Origin of the sequence: Flavobacterium sp., from assembly GCF_043722275.1 — a bacterium.
In the GTDB taxonomy this organism is placed as follows: Bacteria; Bacteroidota; Bacteroidia; order Flavobacteriales; family Flavobacteriaceae; genus Flavobacterium.
The window spans coordinates 1-3899 of sequence record NZ_JAYSPC010000167.1 but is presented as its reverse complement, the minus strand read 5'-3'; the positions used below and the strand labels follow the sequence as shown (position 1 = coordinate 3899).

Annotated in this window: 4 protein-coding genes; 1 reads left to right on the top strand and 3 read right to left on the bottom strand. The window is 32.9% G+C overall.

The genetic code is table 11. From position 1 onward, the window contains the following. Window positions 1–278 precede the first annotated feature (278 nt). The 3 genes from ACHZDT_RS20590 to ACHZDT_RS20580 form a co-directional block, all read right to left on the bottom strand. On the bottom strand, window positions 279–1229 hold the full coding sequence (locus tag ACHZDT_RS20590; RefSeq protein ID WP_394776580.1) for an ABC transporter ATP-binding protein: 951 nt from the start codon (window positions 1227–1229) through the stop codon (window positions 279–281). A gap of 105 nt (window positions 1230–1334) precedes the next feature. Next, complete coding sequence (locus ACHZDT_RS20585; RefSeq protein ID WP_213308126.1) at window positions 1335–2030, bottom strand: OmpA family protein; 696 nt, start codon at window positions 2028–2030, stop codon at window positions 1335–1337. A gap of 18 nt (window positions 2031–2048) precedes the next feature. Then, on the bottom strand, window positions 2049–2549 hold the full coding sequence (locus ACHZDT_RS20580; RefSeq protein WP_394776579.1) for a lipocalin family protein: 501 nt from the start codon (window positions 2547–2549) through the stop codon (window positions 2049–2051). 202 nt (window positions 2550–2751) lie between these two features. Between ACHZDT_RS20580 and htpG the strand changes: the two genes are divergently transcribed. Beyond that, the coding region (htpG, locus tag ACHZDT_RS20575) for a molecular chaperone HtpG (protein ID WP_394776578.1) at window positions 2752–3899 on the top strand (1148 nt) is incomplete at its 3' end.

The following is a 3899-nucleotide window of genomic DNA, read 5'->3' as shown; positions in this document are numbered from 1 at the left end:
TAGTGGTAATCTGCGATGGAGATCCCAGTAAATCACCACTATTTAATACAACTTAAAATATCTTCCGAACACTTATGTTTTTAAAACCTGTCGGGTTTATTTATGCAACCGTTATTAATTTTCAATTAATTCTAAACTCATAATTACCATAAATTTCAAACCCGACAGGTTTCAAAAACCTGTCGGGTTTACTATGTAAACGTTATGAGTTTTCAATTAATTCTAAACTCTTAACTTCTATAAAAATTATCTAATTTTCTAATTGACAAATTATCTAATTAAAGATAATTTAATGCTAAAAATATTTCCTGATCTAGAGGTAAATCGATTTCACTTTCAAAAAACACAAGTTGTCTTTTATAAACGGTTTCTATTAGATAATGATTTCCTCTAAAATAAGTTTTTCTGATTTTTACCGGCAAGTTAGATTCGGCAACCATTTTAAACTGATGCGGATAAACCAAAGTTTTATGTGTTTCATCTTCGTAAGAAAGTAACAAATGAGTTGGTAATTCATTTACTTCACCAAAAAGTGACGCCACATATTTTGTTTGAGGATCTTCGTAAATTTTTATCGGATCATCTTTTACAATAAGTTCTCCGCCTCGCATTACGATTGCCTGATCTGCAAAAGACAAGGCATCGGTACTATCGTGCGTTGCAATAATACAGGTGATTCCTTTTTGTTTCAGATATTTAAATAAATTTCGGCGTAAAGCATTTTTTCTAAAAGCATCGATCTGACTAAAAGGCTCGTCTAATAAAATCACTTCCGGTTCCAGGGCCAAAACTCTTACCAAGGCAACTCTTTGTTGTTGACCTCCACTTAAAAATTTAGCTTTTACATTCGAAAATTGTTCCATTTCTACCATTTCCAGTAATTCCTGAACACGAAGTTTTTTCAAATTCGCAAAACCATTCGAAAGAAATTTCCCGACATTTTCGGCTACCGTTTCAAAAGGAGACAAATCAAAATCCTGAGCCAGATATTTCATAAAAGGCATTCCGGGAATCAAATTGTATTTAGGACCATAAACGGGTTTTTCATTATAAAAAATCTTGCCTTCATTTAAGTCATATAAGCCGTACATTAATTTAAGGAGCGTACTTTTTCCGCAGCCGCTTTCGCCAATAATAGCAATATTTTCGCCTTTATTTATAGTAAAGGAAACGTTTTTTATAACGGGAGTATCAGTATACGTAAAAGAGATATTTTGAATGTCGAGCATGGGTTGTATTTGAAAGGTCAAATTTACAATGTTTAATTTCTAAAGTCAAAAAAAAGCTGCTTCAATTATGAAACAGCTTTTAAGAAATTTTATTGCGTTTGAAACTTATTTTCCAGCTTCAGATTTAGCATCATTTACCATTTTGTCATTTGCAGTGATCGAAAACTCTACACGACGGTTTTGCGCTCTTCCTTCCGGAGTATCATTTGTTGCGATAGGTTCAGCAATTCCTAAACCTGAAGTTTTGAAACGGCTTGATTTTAATCCTTTTGCAACTAAATAAGCTTGCACAGATGCCGCTCTTTGTCCAGAAAGTGTTAAGTTATATTCTGGTTTTCCTGTGTTATCAGTATAACCAAAAATTTGAATATCAGTATCTCCGTACTCATTGAATACAGAAACTAATTTATCTAAATTTGTTTTTGCCTGAGGAGTCAATGTTGATTTGTTAGTATCAAAACGAACAGAGTTTTCATTTAAAGTTAAGTGAATTCCTTCTCCTACTCTTTCTACAGAAGCACCTGGTAAAGCCTGATCAATTTGACGGGCTTGTTTGTCCATTTTGTTTCCAATAAGAGCACCAGTTCCACCACCTACAGCAGCTCCAATTGCAGCTCCTAAAGCAGTGTTTCCGCCTTTTCCTAAATTGTTTCCTAAAATACCACCAATTAAACCACCGGCAACTACTCCAATTCCGGCTCCTTTTTGTGTATTATTAGCGTTTTTTACTGAATCGCAACTTGCAAAGAAACTTACTAAAACAAGTAAACTACTCAAACCTAAAACTGTTATCTTTTTCATATTGTATATTTTTATTTTTTAATTTGCTCTTTGAAATTGGTAAGTTACATCCTTAACTTGTCCGCCAACGTTAATATTATCGATTAACTGAAATGATGTATCAGTTAAACCGGCAACTTTTAACAAGTAACCATCTCTAACATTTTTTGATTTTGTTCCCGGATTAACAATTTTAAGAACAAAAAGTCCCTGATTATTAATACTCCAAACAATTGGTGAAGTAAAAGCAGTACAACTTGGTGCAGTTAAATTCATTGTCCCTTTGTTATTATTAGAAATAAAATTCCAGGTACTTCCAATAAAACATTTAGAATCGGCAAGATCAAAAGAGGTTACTTTGATATATTCAGAACCTGCATAAGAAACATTAGTTAAAACCCAATTTCCTTTAATAGCTACTTGAGTAGGTCTGTCAAGTTTAGTTGATAGCGGAGTCGCTTCTGTTGAAGCCGTAGACGAAGCTGATTTACACGCGAATAACATCGTGGCGATCATGCAAATGAAAAGAATCTTCTTCATTTTGTACATTTTTTTAAGTTATTACTTACTTATTTAACAATAATTATTTTAACAAAGATACAATTCAAACGCCAAACTTTGTTTTAGAATCTAATTATTTTCTTTCAAAATTAACACTTACGCCATTTTGTCATTCAAAAAACAATTGGTATTCTATTTGAAGAAATGAAAATCATCACTTTAAACTAATAAATTAAATAATATGACAACAGGTAAAATTAATGTTTCGGTAGAAAACATCTTTCCCTTAATCAAAAAGTTCTTATACAGCGATCACGAAATTTTTTTACGTGAATTGATTTCCAACGGTACGGATGCTACTTTAAAATTAAAACACTTAATTAGCATTGGCGAAGCTAAAGTAGAATTGGGAAATCCTGTAATAGAGATCAAAATTGACAAAGAGGGTAAAAAAATCCACATCATCGATCAGGGTTTAGGTATGACAGCTGACGAAGTTGAAAAATACATTAACCAGGTTGCTTTTTCAGGAGCTGAAGAGTTCCTTGACAAGTACAAAGATTCTGCTAAAGATTCTGGAATTATTGGTCATTTTGGACTTGGATTCTACTCTGCATTTATGGTTGCAGAAAAAGTAGAAATCATTACTAAATCATATAAAGATGAGCCAGCTGCACACTGGACGTGTGACGGAAGCCCGGAATTTACTTTAGAACCGGCTGACAAAACTTCACGTGGTACAGAAATCATCTTACACGTTGCCGAAGATTCTCTTGATTTCTTAGAAGATTCAAAAATCAGCGGTTTATTAAATAAGTATAACAAGTTTATGCCTATTCCAATTAAATTTGGAACAAGAACAGAAAAAATAGAACAAAAAAAGGGAGAACAAGTTGCTCCTGAAGATGTTGATAATATTTTTACTGAAGTTGAAGTTGATAATATCATCAATAATCCAAATCCGGCGTGGACAAAACAGCCTACGGAATTATCTGATGAAGATTATAAAAGCTTTTACAGAGAATTGTATCCAATGCAATTTGAAGATCCATTATTCAACATTCATTTAAATGTAGATTATCCTTTTAACCTGACTGGAATTTTATACTTTCCAAAATTAGGTTCGGATATGCAAATCCAAAAAGATAAAATTCAATTGTACCAAAACCAGGTTTACGTTACTGATAACGTAGAAGGAATTGTACCTGAATTTTTGACTATGCTTAAAGGAGTGATCGATTCACCGGATATTCCGTTGAACGTTTCCCGTTCAGGTTTACAAGCTGATGGTGCAGTTAAGAAAATCTCTAACTACATTACTCGTAAAGTAGCTGATAAATTAAAAGCATTGTTCACTGAAAATCGTGCTGATTTCGAGGCTAAATGGAA

Bases quoted from the DNA above. Each gene is read 5' to 3' on its own strand.
- ACHZDT_RS20580 (WP_394776579.1), bottom strand. From the start codon at position 2,549: ATGAAGAAGATTCTTTTCATTTGCATGATCGCCACGATGTTATTCGCG.
- ACHZDT_RS20590 (WP_394776580.1), bottom strand. From the start codon at position 1,229: ATGCTCGACATTCAAAATATCTCTTTTACGTATACTGATACTCCCGTT.
- ACHZDT_RS20585 (WP_213308126.1), bottom strand. From the start codon at position 2,030: ATGAAAAAGATAACAGTTTTAGGTTTGAGTAGTTTACTTGTTTTAGTA.